We start from the raw sequence: 16,576 nt of genomic DNA, 5'->3' as shown, positions 1-16,576 counted from the left end.
ATGAGCTGGCGATGACTTACTCTCACATGGGTAACCCCACACTACCATCAGCGCTAAGAGGTTTCACTTCTGAGTTCGGGAAGGGATCAGGTGGTTCACTCTTGCTATTGTCGCCAGCACAACTGTTATGGATACTTGCTTAGTCTAATCTCAGAGCAGTGCTCTTCGTGCTAAGTTTTCTACCAAATGAGTTATTAACAGATCATATCTGAGTTGCAGTATTTTGTTCTTAAGCGTTAACTAAATCAAGTTATTTTGCTTAATATCGAATCAATTGAGCTTTTATACAACAACTGTTTGGGTGTTGTATAGTCAAGCCTCACGAGCAATTAGTATTGGTCAGCTTCATGCGTCACCGCACTTCCACATCCAACCTATCAACGTCGTAGTCTTCAACGGCTCTTTAGTGGACATAAAGTCCAAGGGAAATCTTATCTTGAGGTAGGCTTCCCGCTTAGATGCTTTCAGCGGTTATCCCTTCCGAACATAGCTACCCGGCGATGCGACTGGCGTCACAACCGGTACACCAGAGGTTCGTCCACTCTGGTCCTCTCGTACTAGGAGCAGATCCTCTCAAATTTCCAGCGCCCACGGTAGATAGGGACCGAACTGTCTCACGACGTTCTAAACCCAGCTCGCGTACCTCTTTAAATGGCGAACAGCCATACCCTTGGGACCTGCTTCAGCCCCAGGATGAGATGAGCCGACATCGAGGTGCCAAACACCGCCGTCGATATGAACTCTTGGGCGGTATCAGCCTGTTATCCCCAGAGTACCTTTTATCCGTTGAGCGATGGCCCTTCCATACAGAACCACCGGATCACTAAGACCTACTTTCGTACCTGCTCGACTTGTGGGTCTCGCAGTTAAGCGCGCTTTTGCCTTTATACTCTACGCGTGATTTCCGACCACGCTGAGCGCACCTTCGTACTCCTCCGTTACTCTTTAGGAGGAGACCGCCCCAGTCAAACTACCCACCAGACATGGTCCTCGCTCCAGATCATGGAGCAGAGTTAGAACCTCAATATTACCAGGGTGGTATTTCAAGATTGGCTCCACCGAAACTAGCGTCTCGGTTTCAAAGCCTCCCACCTATCCTACACAAGTAAGATCAAAGTTCAATGTCAAGCTGCAGTAAAGGTTCACGGGGTCTTTCCGTCTAGCCGCGGGTACACCGCATCTTCACGGCGATTTCGATTTCACTGAGCCTCTGCTGGAGACAGCGCCCCCATCATTATGCCATTCGTGCAGGTCGGAACTTACCCGACAAGGAATTTCGCTACCTTAGGACCGTTATAGTTACGGCCGCCGTTTACTGGGGCTTCGATCAAGAGCTTCGCTTACGCTAACCCCATCAATTAACCTTCCAGCACCGGGCAGGCATCACACCCTATACGTCCACTTTCGTGTTTGCAGAGTGCTATGTTTTTAATAAACAGTTGCAGGGGCCTGGTTTCTGTGGCTGCTCTCAGCTCAGGAAGCAAGTTCCATCACCAAAAGCAGCGTACCTTCTCCCGAAGTTACGGTACCATTTTGCCTAGTTCCTTCAGCAGAGTTCTCTCAAGCGCTTTGGTCTACTCGACCTGACCACCTGTGTCGGTTTCGGGTACGATTCCAGTGTAACTGAAGCTTAGAGACTTTTCCTGGAAGTATGGTATCAGCCACTTCACTGTACAAGTACAGCTTGCTGTCAGATCTCAGCATAGAGTACCCCGGATTTGCCTAAGATACATGCCTACTTCCTTTCACCTGGACAACCAACGCCAGGCTGACTTAACCTTCTCCGTCCTCTCATCGCATTACACTGAAGTATTGGAATATTAACCAATTTCCCATCGACTACGCCTCTCGGCCTCGCCTTAGGGGTCGACTCACCCAGCCCCGATTAACGTTGGACTGGAACCCTTGGTCTTTCAGCGAACGGGTTTTTCACCCGTTTTGTCGTTACTCACGTCAGCATTCGCACTTCTGATACCTCCAGCAGACTTCTCAATCCACCTTCATCGGCTTACAGAACGCTCCCCTACCACTTACACTAATGTGTAAATCCGCAGCTTCGGCATATAGTTTTAGCCCCGTTACATCTTCCGCGCAGGCCGACTCGACTAGTGAGCTATTACGCTTTCTTTAAAGGGTGGCTGCTTCTAAGCCAACCTCCTAGCTGTCTATGCCTTCCCACATCGTTTCCCACTTAACTATAATTTTGGGGCCTTAGCTGGCGGTCTGGATTGTTTTCCTCTTGACTACGGACGTTAGCACCCGCAGTCTGTCTCCCGGATAGTACTCATTGGTATTCGGAGTTTGCATCGGTTTGGTAAGTCGGGATGACCCCCTAGCCGAAACAGTGCTCTACCCCCAATGGTATTCGTCCGAGGCGCTACCTAAATAGCTTTCGGGGAGAACCAGCTATCACCGAGTTTGATTAGCCTTTCACCCCTATCCACAAGTCATCCCCTGGCTTTTCAACGACAGTGGGTTCGGTCCTCCAGTTAGTGTTACCCAACCTTCAACCTGCTCATGGATAGATCACCCGGTTTCGGGTCTACACCCAGCAACTAAACGCCCTATTAAGACTCGATTTCTCTACGGCTCCCCTAATCGGTTAACCTTGCTACTGAATGTAAGTCGCTGACCCATTATACAAAAGGTACGCAGTCACCAAACAAGTTGGCTCCCACTGCTTGTATGCATGCGGTTTCAGGATCTATTTCACTCCCCTCACAGGGGTTCTTTTCGCCTTTCCCTCACGGTACTGGTTCACTATCGGTCAGTCAGGAGTATTTAGCCTTGGAGGATGGTCCCCCCATATTCAGACAAGGTTTCACGTGCCTCGCCCTACTCGACATCATTATCTAAGCCCTTTCGCGTACAGGACTATCACCTACTATGGTCGCACTTCCCAGAGCGTTCCACTAAAGCTTAGATAACTTAATGGGCTTTTCCCCGTTCGCTCGCCGCTACTGAGGGAATCTCAATTGATTTCTTTTCCTAAGGGTACTGAGATGTTTCACTTCCCCTCGTTCGCCTCATAAACCTATGTATTCAGTTTATGATACCCGCCTTATAGCGGGTGGGTTTCCCCATTCAGAAATCTCCGGATCACAGGATATTTGCCGCCTCCCCGGAGCTTATCGCAGGCTATTACGTCTTTCATCGCCTCTGACTGCCAAGGCATCCACCACATGCACTTAATTACTTGACTATACAACCCCAAACAGTCGCTAATACATACAAGTTGTATTTCGCGTCGCAAACTTAATTGCCACAGTTAGAGTCTCGTGAACTTAATCACTGTACAGCTTCAATTAGATTCATATACCAAAACGCTTGATTCAGTTAATTTCGCTAGTAACTCATTTCATTCAACTTTCACAATTGCTTGTTAGGTTAAATCAAACGAGTATGAACAAATTATTTCAACTCAAATATATTCTGTTAATGATTTTTCCAGCCTTCGTCAGGTCAGGAAACTGTGATAAATCACAGAGCTTAATAACAATGAAGCGAATCATACGCCACTTTGTTGCTAAGCTCTATAACCTAAACACTTGATCGCTTAAGGACTAAACAACTTCAACACTGCATGATCACATACTGCGCGAAGCGTAGCTTCTTGCTTAAATTTCAAGTAAAAGCGTTGCTTTTATAATCTTGAAATTTGGTGGAGACTAGGAGAGTCGAACTCCTGACCTCCTGCGTGCAAAGCAGGCGCTCTACCAACTAAGCTAAGTCCCCAGCTTATCAATAAGTCAATGTTTCTGATTCTCTGTTTGCTTCCGTATTTTATTCAAATACTTCGTCAGTAGTGGTGGGTCTGACAAGACTTGAACTTGTGACCCCACGCTTATCAAGCGTGTGCTCTAACCAACTGAGCTACAGACCCTCAGATACATCGTCATGAAGAACAACTTGTTGTGGATTCTTACCAATCGTCAATCTTTCGTTAAGGAGGTGATCCAGCCGCAGGTTCCCCTACGGCTACCTTGTTACGACTTCACCCCAGTCATCGGCCACACCGTGGTAAGCGTCCTCCTTACGGTTAGACTACCTACTTCTGGTGCAACAAACTCCCATGGTGTGACGGGCGGTGTGTACAAGGCCCGGGAACGTATTCACCGCGGCATTCTGATCCGCGATTACTAGCGATTCCGACTTCATGGAGTCGAGTTGCAGACTCCAATCCGGACTACGATCGGCTTTTTGAGATTAGCATCTCCTCGCGGAGTAGCAACCCTTTGTACCGACCATTGTAGCACGTGTGTAGCCCTGGTCGTAAGGGCCATGATGACTTGACGTCGTCCCCGCCTTCCTCCAGTTTGTCACTGGCAGTATCCTTAAAGTTCCCGGCTTAACCCGATGGCAAATAAGGAAAAGGGTTGCGCTCGTTGCGGGACTTAACCCAACATCTCACGACACGAGCTGACGACAGCCATGCAGCACCTGTATGTAAGTTCCCGAAGGCACCAATCCATCTCTGGAAAGTTCTTACTATGTCAAGACCAGGTAAGGTTCTTCGCGTTGCATCGAATTAAACCACATGCTCCACCGCTTGTGCGGGCCCCCGTCAATTCATTTGAGTTTTAGTCTTGCGACCGTACTCCCCAGGCGGTCTACTTATCGCGTTAGCTGCGCCACTAAAGCCTCAAAGGCCCCAACGGCTAGTAGACATCGTTTACGGCATGGACTACCAGGGTATCTAATCCTGTTTGCTCCCCATGCTTTCGTGCCTCAGCGTCAGTATTAGGCCAGATGGCTGCCTTCGCCATCGGTATTCCTCCAGATCTCTACGCATTTCACCGCTACACCTGGAATTCTACCATCCTCTCCCATACTCTAGCTTCCCAGTATCGAATGCAATTCCCAAGTTAAGCTCGGGGATTTCACATCCGACTTAAAAAGCCGCCTACGCACGCTTTACGCCCAGTAAATCCGATTAACGCTCGCACCCTCTGTATTACCGCGGCTGCTGGCACAGAGTTAGCCGGTGCTTATTCTGCGAGTAACGTCCACTATCTCTAGGTATTAACCAAAGTAGCCTCCTCCTCGCTTAAAGTGCTTTACAACCAAAAGGCCTTCTTCACACACGCGGCATGGCTGGATCAGGGTTCCCCCCATTGTCCAATATTCCCCACTGCTGCCTCCCGTAGGAGTCTGGGCCGTGTCTCAGTCCCAGTGTGGCGGATCATCCTCTCAGACCCGCTACAGATCGTCGCCTTGGTAGGCCTTTACCCCACCAACTAGCTAATCCGACTTAGGCTCATCTATTAGCGCAAGGTCCGAAGATCCCCTGCTTTCTCCCGTAGGACGTATGCGGTATTAGCATCCCTTTCGAAATGTTGTCCCCCACTAATAGGCAGATTCCTAAGCATTACTCACCCGTCCGCCGCTAGAAATCGGTAGCAAGCTACCTATTCCCGCTCGACTTGCATGTGTTAAGCCTGCCGCCAGCGTTCAATCTGAGCCATGATCAAACTCTTCAGTTTAAAATCAATAGTACATATAGTGTACCAATCTTGGCTCATCAATTACTGACAAAAATTTGCTCAAATAAACTTCGAGTAATTTCTACCATCAATCAATGAAAATAATTTCGACCAATCAACTAGTAAAAATCCACACAAGTTGTTCTTCATAATCTCTTAATGATCTTCTTGCTGGTTCGTCACCAGCAAGCTAGGTCGGCTATATTACTCTTTATTTCTAAAGAGTCAACCAGTAATTCAAATTATTTTTAAACTTTCTTTCTAAAACTCAACTTAATCAATTCAACCAAGTCATTGTTTTATCAGAAGTTTTAATCTTCATCACCACCGATGGATGTGCATTCTACAGCATTTCATATTCGTTGCAACACCTTTTTCCATTTATTTTTAATTTTTCATTACGTTTGTTTATTTATTCTACTAAATTGAGTTTTTTTACTATTTTTTGAGCATAAAAGGGACAATATTTCCATATTTGTCCGTTAATTTATCTTTTTCATTCTTTTCTTGCCATTTTAAAGCTCGACAATCGACATATTCACAGTAACCACCCTCCCCACACTCGATTTCGTCGTTAATTTTAATTTGATAGTTAAAGCTTCCTGCATAGCCAGCGCCGAGTCCAAATTTAAAATCCCCACGGCTCTGCGCCTGTATATGTATTTTTAGTTTGTCATTTTGGTAAATCCATTCAAATTCACGTGGTAAATACATTTTTTGCAAATTGGGGGTTTTAACCACAGGATAAACGCGCATGACTTTAAAGAACACGCCTTGGTCTGCCATGAACACTTGCTGCTGATTTAAATCTCTTAGATATAAACGCGAACTCAAAATATTGTTATAACGATCTCGCGTTTGCATAAAGATGATTTGACGCTGTCGGCTGAGGTTGATGACCTGATGGGTATAAAACGCTAAAGGTAAATATGGGAACTTGCGTATTTGTGCATAGGATAATACCGCCAGCTGATTTACATCATAAATCTGGCCCTGAAATTTGATTTGACCTTCACATTGGCACATCACCGACCAATATTCAGCAAGACCTAATCTCAACTTAATTAAACACGAAGAAATATCGGTAGTTTGCACGGACAAATCTAAACTGAGTTCAGTATCTTCTCGATGGATTTGAAATACCGCTCCATCCCAACCAATCTGCTCTTTATCTCTAAATTTAAAGACGGTATCACTCAAACCACAGTCGTCTTTGATGGAATATGATTGTAATTGCCCAACCATATGACCGCTCACACTGGTCAATACTGTGGCTGTATTAAGTTCGTCTTGTTGAATGGACACAGGATTTTGAAAAGCGGGAATCTGAGGCTGACCGAGCCAACTTATAAAGTTAAGATAATGTAAGGGCGCAGGAAGATTCGGTAGACAGAGTCCATAATGGACTGAAGGGTAAGGCGTATTCGGCGCATGTAGATTTATTTTTTTATGTTGTAAATCTGGAGCTTGATTCAGTCGTCTTGATTGATCCAAGAAATCTTGAAATATCTGCATATCAAGCTCCTTTTCATTTTTATTTCATGTTTTAACTCATGCTTCAGCCTTTTTTGCCATTAAGGTTGTGACAAAGCCAGACAATGCATAAATTACTGAAATAATTAAAATACCCATTGGAATATTATACGTTACAGCAGCTAAAATGAAGACTATGATTGGCAACACCGCAAATGGAACACGGCGACGATCCACAGTTTTAAATGAATAGTATTTTACATTTGAGATCATCAATAGACCCACTGCAATAATCACTACCGCATTAAAAATCTGAATACCTGTTTCGCGTAAGTCGAAGACCGCAGGGATATCCATACCTACCCATACCAATGAAATAATCATAACGGCTGCGAGTGGACTTGCAACACCAATAAAATAACGTTTATCGACAACCCCAATTTGTACGTTAAAACGTGCCAAACGGAAGGCTGCACATGCGGTGTAAACAAAACATGCTGCCAGGCCAATACGGCCTAAGTCATTTAGACTCCAGCTATACATTAAAATGGCAGGTGCAACACCAAATGCTAGCAAGTCTGATAAGGAGTCAAACTGTTCACCAAAAGGACTTTGTGCGCCGATAGCACGTGCGACACGTCCATCCAAACCATCAAATAATGCTGCAAGGAAAATGGCATAAATGGCTTGTTGAAACTCACCATTCATACTGGCAATTATTGAATAAAAGCCGGATAACAACGCTGCAGTTGTAATCAAGTTTGGCCACAGATAGATCCCACGACGTTTCACTTTATGCCCTTCATGGGTATGCTCCTCTTCTTCAACTTCAAATGTAATGCCATCAAATGCATTTTCATCCTTTGAAGAAATTTCCCGCTCAGGTTTATTTGTATTTGTCATTGTTCGATCCTAACTGTGACCTTTCTTTTTCAAGTTTAAAATTATTCGCCAACCAACCAACGTACGGCTGCATGACCACCATTTTCATTCATACGAAGATGTGGGAACAACCATTGTAATGCTTCGTCCGCATCTTCAGAGAATTTCCAAGGTGGGTTAATCACCAATAAACCACAACCATTTAGACCGACTGGAGTGTCATCTGGCCATACACAAATTTCGCAAACCAACTGACGACGAATGCCGGTTTTGTACATTTTCTTTTCAAAACGTTCAATCATCGCGCGGTCTTTAATTGGATACCATACCGCAAAAACGCCTGTCGGCCATTTTTTATAAGCAGCCACCAACAATTCTACAAGCTGTGGAAAATCTTTACGTTCTAATTCGTAAGGCGGGTCAATCATGACTAAACCACGTTTTTCTTTTGGTGGAATTACGCCCAATAAACCTTCGTAAGCATCACGTTCATGCAAGCCTGCACGTTTATCAAAAATATTGTGGCGCAATTGTTGGAATACATCGCGCTGCATTTCAAAAATCGTGGCTTTATCAGTTTCACGCATGCCTTCAAGTGCGAACCACGGAGAGCCTGGATAAGCGCCTTTACCAAAGTTTTCACGCATTTTTTCAACAACTTTTAAATATTGTTGAACACCTTCAGGCGCATTGCGTTTAATTGAATCATCGAGCTTAACTAAACGATGAATACCATTTAAAAACTCACCTGATTTCTGTGCTTCAGAGGTCGAAAGATCATATTTACCTGCACCACCATGTGTATCTACATAGCGATAAGGTTTATCTTTTGCATTCAGTCGACTTAATAACTGAAGCAGCAAAACGTGCTTCATCACGTCGGCAAAGTTGCCTGCATGGAAATGGTGACGGTAATTCATGTTTCTTTAATTCCTAATATCAACGGACATTTTAGCATGAAAAATAGTTTCATTCCGATGCTATTCTTGCTCTAGAATACGTCACCTTTTTTTCCACAACTTTATGGATCGTATATGGAAACAGCCTTTCTCCCAAAGTCTTGGCCGGTTGATCAAATCCTCGATGATTTAGATCAACACGGTTTTAGCATTATTGATGACGCTTATCCTGCAGAATATATACATGCACTTGTTGAAGAATGTATGTCAAATTTAAATAAATTCAGGGATGCAGCCGTACAAAATGGAGTCATCAGTAAAATTAGAAGTGATCATATTTTATGGATTAACGACACATTAGATGTCGCACAAGAACACGTTCAAGCCTTAGAACATTTATCAGAACAATTTAATCGCGCATTTTTTTCTAACATTCACGAAGTCGAAGCACATTTTGCTTGTTATAACGCAGGTGAGTTTTATGCACTACACAAAGATAATCCTCAAGGCAAAAATGGACGTGTCATTTCAGCGGTTTATTATTTGCATGAATATTGGCAAGCTGACTGGGGCGGTGAATTGCGCTTACAAGATAAGAATGATGTTTGGCATATTTTAGAACCTAAACCGAATCGCATTGCGTTATTCCAAAGTGACCTATTACACGAGGTACTCGAAGCAAAACATCAACGTTTATCGATTACGGCTTGGCTACGTAATGACAACTCGATGTGGTAATTCGAGATTCCTCCTTTAAATCCCTTAAACTATCCTCATATATGAGTCATTCATAGATGAGGATGTACCCGATGCGTCAAAACAGTCATAAAATTATTCAGCGTATTGGCGAAACCGATCAATTATTTCTACAAGGCAACAGCCCTGAACTTGCTCTTGAGCGTGCAGACTTACGCCTGCAATTGGTTAATTTAAGTAAGAACCATCAAGAACAAGTGTATTTTCTGCAAGAAGCCATTGTTCTACTTGAGCAAAGCCGGATTGAATTTGAAGAAATGCCGATTGAGCTATACATCAATTTGTCTGTACATTTAGCCAAAGCTTATATGATATTTTTTGAAATTACCCAAGAGCAGCGCTATGCCCTGATTACCCAGCAGATTATGAAACCGATGTCCAAAGCTGAACATGGCGACATTTACTTCTACTTGGCCTATGCCTCTGCGGTAAAACAGGAACCTGCGTTAACCCGCCACTGGTTAAATAAATACTGCAAATCTCAAGAATTCAAACTTACCACATTACTTGAGCATCCTGCATTTAATCCATATCGCCAAGAAGATTGGTTTGCTGAGTTACGCCAAAGCAAACTGCACTAAATAAAAAAACACCTCTGAGGAGGTGTTTTTTTATTTGTGGAAAAATGAAATCTATGCCGGCTGCAGCTTATATGCATCCATATGCAACTGTTGATTCAGCTCATCAATCCATATAGCCCAATCATCATCTTGTACTAAATGACTGATTAGAAAATCACGCTGCGCTTTATTCCAAAACGGCGCATCATGTAAATTTTCACTTGCAGCAAGCTGATGCGTACGCACGTATAACTCGATCGCAGCTGGACTGCTAGCTAACCCCAATTGAGAAAACAATAAAGCTAAGGATGGTTTATTTTGATTGAGCATCTCGCCCTCCTTATCAACTAATCTGTCATTTATTATTTAATTAACTTATATGATGAAGCTAAAAAAACCTAGCGTTAAAACTAGGTTTGTTGTTTCAAATTGTATTTAGATTTTGCATGATCCGGAAAGCTTATGTTCTGTATGCAATTGTTCATTTAAAATATCGACCACTATGGCCCAGTCATCATCTTTTTTCCAATGACTGATAATGAAGTCACGCTGTGACTTCGTCCAAAATGGCGCTTCATGCAATGGAACATCCATGGTGATTTGATGCGTTTCGATAAATTGATCAATGCCTTCCGGACTTGCATCTAACCCCAATTGTTCAAAAAATAGTTCCAACGTCGGTTGTTGATCAAACATTGCCGTTCTCCTCAAGCCAAAAACATTTCTTCCACTTCATAGTTATCTGTTTAATTGACTTTGTCAGTTGCAACTACATCTCAACGTGTTATTTTTTGTTCAAAACTTAAGCTTGGTATTTTTCGCAGGCCATAAAAAAGCACCCCAAATGGAGTGCTTTTTTTTATAATTTAATTTAAAAAATTAAATTATTTAACCATGTCAGCAACTGCTGCACGTTCTTCTTCAAGCTCGTTTAGAGTGAAGTTGATACGTTCACGGCTGAATTCGTCGATTTCAAGACCTTGAACGATTTTGTACTCGCCATTTTCACAAGTTACAGGGAAACCGAACATTACGCCTTCAGGAATACCGTAAGAACCGTCAGAAGGGATACCCATTGTTACCCATTCGCCGTTTGTGCCAAGCGCCCAATCACGCATATGGTCGATTGCAGCGTTTGCAGCAGAAGCAGCAGAAGAAAGACCACGTGCTTCGATGATCGCAGCACCACGTTTACCAACAGTTGGAAGGAACACGTCTTTGTTCCAAGCAGCATCGTTGATTTTGTCTTTTAAGCTTTCGCCGTTTACATTTGCAAAACGGTAGTCCGCATACATTGTTGGAGAGTGGTTACCCCAAACAGTCATGTTTTTGATGTCAGAAACTGCAACACCCGCTTTTTGAGCAAGTTGAGTTAACGCACGGTTGTGGTCAAGACGTAACATTGCTGTGAAGTTTTTCGCTGGAAGATCTGGAGCAGATTTCATTGCGATGTAAGCGTTAGTGTTTGCAGGGTTACCTACAACAAGAACTTTAACGTCACGGCTAGCAACTTCGTTAAGTGCTTGGCCTTGACCGATGAAGATTTCACCGTTTACTTTAAGAAGGTCAGCACGTTCCATACCAGGACCACGTGGACGTGAACCTACAAGAAGAGCGTAGTCAGCATCTTTGAATGCAACTTTAGGATCATCAGTACCGATCATACCTTCTAAAAGAGGGAATGCGCAGTCATCAAGTTCCATCATTACGCCTTTAAGCGCTTGTTGAGCTTTCTCAACTGGAATTTCTAATAATTGAAGGATAACTGGTTGGTCTTTACCCAACATTTCACCGCTTGCGATACGGAATAATAAGCTATAACCGATTTGACCAGCTGCGCCAGTAACGGCAACACGAACTGCTTGCTTCATGTAATTATCTCCAATTGAGGAAGGTCATAATGATTAAATAGCTGTTCTATCTAATCTTAATAATCATAAACGGCAAAGATTGTACTCCAATCTTTTGACGCTTGCATGTAAAAGAGAATGCTTTTCAACAAAAGTATGATAGGAAATATAAATAAAATGCCGAAAAAAGCTTAGAAAGAACCTTTAATTATGAAAGTTGCAGGACAATTTCCGACGATAGTCGTAGGGCAACTTTTGTACTTACCATTGTTTTTATAGCAGATTTTAATCTCAGTCAGTAGGCTACCACCACGGGTTTGCATACAGTTAAATTCAATACTTTGGGATACCAATCCGCTGTTCATACGCAACATTTTATTACGCAAGACATTGGCTTGAATGGATTGGGTTTCTTGGCTAGTCAATTCATCTGGAATTTTTAGCTTATCTGCATGATTAATAATGGTTCTGAAATACTGACTAGCATTCATTGGGATACAGCCGCCGGTAGTGTGCCAAAGCGCCACGCGAGCATTTTCATCAGGCATAATCCGTGCAACCACTTTGGCTTGCAGCGGAGAAAGTTTAGCGGAACTATTGGTGGTGCAATCACGGGTAGAAGTTTCTGGATATAGACCCGTGATATTGAGTGAATACCCTTCCAGACATTTACGCTTTTTACTTTTTAATGGGTCATAAGCACAAACAGCAGGCACCATTTGCACATCCATCACATAACCATTGACCACGGGTGCTGCCGAAAGCACAGACATACTAAAGCCTGCACCACTGCCGATGAGCAGTGATGTCAGTATTCGATAAGCAGGTCTAATGTCCATGTTCGGCATTGATTATTTACCCATATTGCACCTAAAAGCAGGCGCATCTTGCTTTAAGGTTTATTGCGCATTCCGTAATGGAATCATTTGCATTCGTTTTTCAATCGATTGCGGCCCTTGACCTAATAAAAGGCCGTAATGGGTTGCATTGGTCATCACATGTTTTACATAGTCTCGCGTTTCCGTTAATGGAATCGATTCCGTATATTGATCTGCTGCAATCGCCTGATATTCAGGCTGCCAGCGTCGAGCACGATTTGGGCCCGCATTGTAGCCTGCGGTCGCTAATACTGGACTATTACTCAATTGACGTTGAATCATCGATAAATAGAAAGTGCCATAACGGATATTGGTATTCATATCCGTTAATACAGCGGGGTTATAACTCTCCCCCATCTGACGAGCCACCAATTTTGCGGTGTCTGGCATAATTTGCATTAAACCACCGGCACCGACATGTGAACGTGCGCTAGTGACAAACCGACTTTCTTGACGCATCAAACCATAAACCCATGCAGGGTCAATGCCAGCATTACGACTATGACTCACCACATAATTTTGATGCGGCATGGCATAACGTAAAGCATAATTATGCTGTTTGGTGGTTCGATCTGCTGCATAAATCGCCCGATCATACCAGCCCATATCGGTTGCACGTTTAGCTGCGGCAAGAATCATGCCATCATCATGCTTTAAATAGGCTTGACGCACCGCCCAGTTCCATTCACGGTTAATATAGCTGTCAGATGCATTAATATTGCGCAATGCAAAGGCACGGCTGAAGTGAATATCCTGACTGAGACGTTGTGCATCTTGTGACGAAGGCTGCACATTTGACGGAATATTGTTATAAGACTGACCAATTTTGTCACGTGCTAACAAATTATGGTAATCATCGCCAACGGCGAGCTTGCGATAAATGTCTTGCGCCGTGCGTTTTGATGAGGCATCGCCACGTTGTTCAGAGGCACGTGCTAACCAATATTGCCAACGGTCTTCTTGCTTTTGCGAAACGCCCATCGCATCAATTGCACGAATGACACTTTCCCATGCGCCAAAACGAATGGCTTGTCGCGCATAAATCTCGGCCTCTTCTGCACTAAAAGGCAGTCCATAACTCAAATCAAGATAATTTAGAACTTCACGGTTGAAATTGTTTTTCATTACCGTTGTACCACCGATATACCCGACACTACGGTATAGGGCTTTTTGTACATCGGCTGGTGTGCCTTCTGCTGCACGTTTGACCGAAGAAATCGCGCCATTTAAGTCGCTATCGGCCAAGCGACCCATCGCATAAATCAGGTATGCATGATCTTCAGCTGTGGCTTTGGGTGCAGACCATAAATAATTCAGTGGATTGGCTTGAATGGTGTTGAGTTGTGACAAATTAATATTCACGCCAATGGTTTGCGCAGTCGCAATCGCTTGTCCTGACTGACCCGCTCTTAACTGTCCCCACATCCGTTGATGGCGGTCATCTTGAGTCATTAAAGGACTCGACAGCATCATACGGCCCAAGCCCGTACACGAGTCAGGTTGTGAGTTTGTGGTCAACCATACATCTTTAAATTCTGCGTAAACCAGAGGGTCGCCCGACTTTGCGCGGACTTGAGCCATGGCACATGTTTCAGCACGGTCAGCATTAGTCACATATTGCAAGACAGGCTGTGCTGTAGCGAAATCAGCTTGTTTGACTTTTTCTTCAACATAATCTGCGGCTAATTTTTCTGCCATTGCCGAGTTTGGATAGCGCTGTGCAAAATTAATAATGGCACTTGCAGGTTGTGAAGCCAAATTATTATTCAGTAACCAATATTCTGGATAATAGCCCAAAACGTCATTTTGCATGGATGATTGGTATTGTTGTAATAAACTAATATTGCCTGCATTCGCAGCACGTAAAGCATCGTTAAACTGCTCATCTGCGGCTTGGGCAAACGCAGAAATTCCGGAGAGCCCGACACTCAAAGCAAGTAATTTAGCGTAATTTTTCTGTTTAAAATTATGTTTTAACATCCACTTGCCTTCTTTCATGTCATTCTGCTCAGTTACAGCACATCGAACTTTGTTTAGGAATTAGTTTAATAATTCTAAACTCTGCATTGTGTTCTGTTATGTAACCTTATGATTAGCCAATATTAATTTTCAAACATTTTTACTTCATAAATCAATATGGCAGAGTTGTCATTTTAGGCTGTAAGTTTCTAGTGAATTACTGCTAAAATATTGCCCATTCTTAAAATCCCCTTTTTGACCTCCGCAGCTGCACAATTCAATTGATTGAATTGTCTGTCAGCCACGTATGGTTATTGATTTTCATAAAATTCCTTTAGGAGCCTACATGACGGTTCAAACCTTCATCCCCAATAGTGCCCAAGCTGCCCCAGATAACACTGTTACCCAGCCACAGCACACCCCAGCTCAAGATGGAGCAGTGAAAAAACTGTACATCGAAACGCAAGGGTGTCAGATGAATGAGTATGACAGTCAACGTATGGGCGACCTTTTAGGTGATTCTCACGGCTATGTGCTGACAAACGATCCTAAAGAAGCCGATATTCTCCTGATGAATACCTGCTCTATCCGTGAAAAAGCACAAGAAAAAGTATTTTCTGAGTTAGGCCGCTGGCGCAAACTGAAAGAAAAGAATCCTGATCTTGTGATTGGTGTCGGTGGTTGTGTGGCATCTCAAGAAGGCGACAACATTCAAAAACGCGCACCGTATGTAGATATGGTCTTTGGCCCACAAACTTTGCATCGTTTACCACAAATGCTCGATCAGCATACTGAGCAAGTGGTCAAACCAAAAAAAGAAAAAATTCAGTTGGTGGATATTTCATTCCCTGACATTGAAAAATTCGACTTTTTGCCGGAACCGCGTGTAGAAGGTTTTAAAGCCTTTGTCTCGATTATGGAAGGCTGCTCAAAATACTGTTCTTTCTGTGTGGTTCCTTACACACGTGGAGAAGAAGTATCACGTCCACTGGATGATGTATTGGCTGAAATTGCCACTTTAGCTGAAAAAGGCGTACGTGAAATTTCATTACTCGGCCAAAACGTGAATGGCTACCGTGGTGAAACTTTTGAAGGGGAAATCTGTACCTTTGCAGACTTATTACGTTTAGTTGCTGAGATTCCAGGGATTGGTCGTATTCGTTACACCACATCGCACCCGCTTGAATTTAACGATGACTTGATTCAATGCTACCGTGACTTACCGCAAATGGTTTCTCACTTGCATCTACCGGTTCAAAGTGGTTCGAATGACGTTCTACAAGCCATGAAACGTAACCACACGATTGATGTATATATCGATAAAATTGCTAAATTACGTCAAGTTCGCCCTGATATGCATTTATCTAGCGACTTTATTATTGGCTTTCCGGGTGAGACTGACGAAAACTTCGAAGAAACTTATCAATTTATCCAAGATATGGATTTCGATCATTCATACAGTTTCATCTACTCAAAACGTCCGGGTACTCCTGCTTCAGAACTTGAAGACACGACCCCTGAAGATGTGAAAAAAGAACGTCTTGCCAAAGTTCAACAATGGATTAAACAATCTAGTATTGATAAAACTGATGCAATGCTAGGAACCATTCAACGTGTCTTGATTGAGTCTGTTTCAGACAAAGATCCGAACTTGCTGATTGGTACTGCAGACAATACACGTTTGGTTAGCTTTATCGGTGATCCTGCATGGGTTGGGCGTTTTGCAGAGATTGAAGTGACCGATATTAAAACTTTGAAGTTTGTTTACGGTGAACTCTTGAATCTTGAGCCTGACGTGGCGTAATGTAAGCTTAATCGTCAGACCAATTTAAAGGA

Annotated in this window: 11 protein-coding genes, 2 tRNA genes and 3 rRNA genes; 3 read left to right on the top strand and 13 right to left on the bottom strand. The window is 43.3% G+C overall.

The window, feature by feature from the left end; all coding sequences use genetic code 11:
- Positions 1-3 precede the first annotated feature (3 nt).
- From rrf to AC4CU0_RS02450, 8 genes are all read right to left on the bottom strand, one after another.
- A 5S ribosomal RNA gene (rrf, locus tag AC4CU0_RS02485) occupies positions 4-118 on the bottom strand.
- A 190-nt stretch (positions 119-308) separates the two neighbouring features.
- Positions 309-3,202: ribosomal RNA gene (locus AC4CU0_RS02480) — 23S ribosomal RNA — on the bottom strand.
- Between the two features lie 457 nt (positions 3,203-3,659).
- Positions 3,660-3,735 (bottom strand) — tRNA-Ala (locus tag AC4CU0_RS02475).
- 71 nt (positions 3,736-3,806) lie between these two features.
- Positions 3,807-3,883 (bottom strand) — tRNA-Ile (locus AC4CU0_RS02470).
- Positions 3,884-3,944: 61 nt separating this feature from the next.
- Positions 3,945-5,483 (bottom strand): 16S ribosomal RNA (locus AC4CU0_RS02465).
- The 16S, 23S and 5S rRNA genes sit together here with 2 tRNA genes alongside, the layout of an rRNA operon.
- A gap of 438 nt (positions 5,484-5,921) precedes the next feature.
- Entirely contained in the window at positions 5,922-6,998 is a 1,077-nt protein-coding gene (locus tag AC4CU0_RS02460; RefSeq protein ID WP_490742373.1) for a DUF6670 family protein, read from the bottom strand.
- Positions 6,999-7,034: 36 nt separating this feature from the next.
- Complete coding sequence (gene pssA / locus AC4CU0_RS02455; RefSeq protein WP_078192422.1) at positions 7,035-7,859, bottom strand: CDP-diacylglycerol--serine O-phosphatidyltransferase; 825 nt, start codon at positions 7,857-7,859, stop codon at positions 7,035-7,037.
- A gap of 41 nt (positions 7,860-7,900) precedes the next feature.
- A complete protein-coding gene (locus AC4CU0_RS02450) occupies positions 7,901-8,758 on the bottom strand; it encodes a 23S rRNA (adenine(2030)-N(6))-methyltransferase RlmJ (RefSeq protein ID WP_078189232.1) in 858 nt (285 codons plus the stop codon).
- Between the two features lie 114 nt (positions 8,759-8,872).
- Between AC4CU0_RS02450 and AC4CU0_RS02445 the strand changes: the two genes are divergently transcribed.
- Together AC4CU0_RS02445 and AC4CU0_RS02440 are read left to right on the top strand one after the other, a co-directional pair.
- Positions 8,873-9,475 (top strand): 2OG-Fe(II) oxygenase, encoded by a 603-nt coding sequence (locus AC4CU0_RS02445; RefSeq protein WP_111885952.1) that lies wholly within the window; start codon positions 8,873-8,875, stop codon positions 9,473-9,475.
- Positions 9,476-9,546: 71 nt separating this feature from the next.
- Positions 9,547-10,074 (top strand): hypothetical protein, encoded by a 528-nt coding sequence (locus AC4CU0_RS02440; protein WP_180035684.1) that lies wholly within the window; start codon positions 9,547-9,549, stop codon positions 10,072-10,074.
- Positions 10,075-10,125: 51 nt separating this feature from the next.
- On the opposite strand, the gene AC4CU0_RS02435 is transcribed toward AC4CU0_RS02440, so the two are convergent.
- The 5 genes from AC4CU0_RS02435 to AC4CU0_RS02415 form a co-directional block, all read right to left on the bottom strand.
- The gene (locus AC4CU0_RS02435; RefSeq protein WP_078189234.1) at positions 10,126-10,383 is read right to left on the bottom strand and encodes a DUF2789 family protein; all 258 of its coding nucleotides are present in this window, start codon (positions 10,381-10,383) and stop codon (positions 10,126-10,128) included.
- A 105-nt stretch (positions 10,384-10,488) separates the two neighbouring features.
- Positions 10,489-10,749: a DUF2789 family protein gene (locus AC4CU0_RS02430; protein WP_078192425.1), complete on the bottom strand. Its 261-nt coding sequence runs from the start codon at positions 10,747-10,749 to the stop codon at positions 10,489-10,491.
- 188 nt (positions 10,750-10,937) lie between these two features.
- Complete coding sequence (locus AC4CU0_RS02425; RefSeq protein ID WP_111885948.1) at positions 10,938-11,924, bottom strand: malate dehydrogenase; 987 nt, start codon at positions 11,922-11,924, stop codon at positions 10,938-10,940.
- 170 nt (positions 11,925-12,094) lie between these two features.
- Positions 12,095-12,676: a ribonuclease T2 family protein gene (locus AC4CU0_RS02420; protein WP_490743453.1), complete on the bottom strand. Its 582-nt coding sequence runs from the start codon at positions 12,674-12,676 to the stop codon at positions 12,095-12,097.
- Positions 12,677-12,802: 126 nt separating this feature from the next.
- Positions 12,803-14,779 carry a lytic transglycosylase domain-containing protein gene (locus AC4CU0_RS02415; protein ID WP_490742372.1) on the bottom strand — a complete coding sequence of 659 codons (1,977 nt, stop codon included), beginning with the start codon at positions 14,777-14,779 and terminating at the stop codon, positions 12,803-12,805.
- Positions 14,780-15,086: 307 nt separating this feature from the next.
- Between AC4CU0_RS02415 and miaB the strand changes: the two genes are divergently transcribed.
- Positions 15,087-16,544 carry a tRNA (N6-isopentenyl adenosine(37)-C2)-methylthiotransferase MiaB gene (miaB, locus tag AC4CU0_RS02410; RefSeq protein ID WP_078192429.1) on the top strand — a complete coding sequence of 486 codons (1,458 nt, stop codon included), beginning with the start codon at positions 15,087-15,089 and terminating at the stop codon, positions 16,542-16,544.
- Positions 16,545-16,576: the final 32 nt, after the last annotated feature.

The organism is Acinetobacter sp. LipI_15 (genome assembly GCF_058242865.1).
This window is presented reverse-complemented; position numbering and strand designations above follow the sequence as displayed.

Excerpts from the sequence above, each read along its gene's own strand:
- AC4CU0_RS02460 (WP_490742373.1), bottom strand. The coding sequence starts at position 6,998 with ATGCAGATATTTCAAGATTTCTTGGATCAATCAAGACGACTGAATCAA.
- pssA (WP_078192422.1), bottom strand. The coding sequence starts at position 7,859 with ATGACAAATACAAATAAACCTGAGCGGGAAATTTCTTCAAAGGATGAA.
- AC4CU0_RS02450 (WP_078189232.1), bottom strand. The coding sequence starts at position 8,758 with ATGAATTACCGTCACCATTTCCATGCAGGCAACTTTGCCGACGTGATG.
- AC4CU0_RS02445 (WP_111885952.1), top strand. The coding sequence starts at position 8,873 with ATGGAAACAGCCTTTCTCCCAAAGTCTTGGCCGGTTGATCAAATCCTC.
- AC4CU0_RS02440 (WP_180035684.1), top strand. The coding sequence starts at position 9,547 with ATGCGTCAAAACAGTCATAAAATTATTCAGCGTATTGGCGAAACCGAT.
- AC4CU0_RS02435 (WP_078189234.1), bottom strand. The coding sequence starts at position 10,383 with ATGCTCAATCAAAATAAACCATCCTTAGCTTTATTGTTTTCTCAATTG.
- AC4CU0_RS02430 (WP_078192425.1), bottom strand. The coding sequence starts at position 10,749 with ATGTTTGATCAACAACCGACGTTGGAACTATTTTTTGAACAATTGGGG.
- AC4CU0_RS02425 (WP_111885948.1), bottom strand. The coding sequence starts at position 11,924 with ATGAAGCAAGCAGTTCGTGTTGCCGTTACTGGCGCAGCTGGTCAAATC.
- AC4CU0_RS02420 (WP_490743453.1), bottom strand. The coding sequence starts at position 12,676 with ATGTCTGTGCTTTCGGCAGCACCCGTGGTCAATGGTTATGTGATGGAT.
- AC4CU0_RS02415 (WP_490742372.1), bottom strand. The coding sequence starts at position 14,779 with ATGAAAGAAGGCAAGTGGATGTTAAAACATAATTTTAAACAGAAAAAT.
- miaB (WP_078192429.1), top strand. The coding sequence starts at position 15,087 with ATGACGGTTCAAACCTTCATCCCCAATAGTGCCCAAGCTGCCCCAGAT.